We start from the raw sequence: 286 nt of genomic DNA on the forward strand, positions 1-286 counted from the left end.
CCAGCGCCGCGAGGATGATCAGCACGATCGCGGCGAGGGGCGCGAGGGGATGGCGCATCGACATGCGCCGCGCGTTGCGAAGAACCTCGCGGGTTCCGCCCTCGAACGTTGCCAGGTACGGGAAGACGTAGAAGGTCGACATCGCGAAGGCGAAGACGACGACGTACCAGGCGGCGAGAAGAACGAATCGCGCCCCCGCGGAGTCGATCATCTGGGTGACCACGACGTACCAGGCGAGCAGCACGACTGACAGCACGGCGAGCAGTGCCGCGATGCCGGTTGCCTG

General features: G+C 66.8%; 1 protein-coding gene. It reads right to left on the reverse strand.

The genetic code is table 11. From position 1 onward, the window contains the following. The coding region (locus SB660_RS19920; protein WP_410584010.1) for a YesL family protein at nucleotides 1–286 on the reverse strand (286 nt) is incomplete at both ends.

This window comes from Bacillus sp. SIMBA_005 (assembly GCF_046535585.1).
In the GTDB taxonomy this organism is placed as follows: domain Bacteria; phylum Bacillota; class Bacilli; order Bacillales; family Bacillaceae; genus Bacillus; species Bacillus pumilus.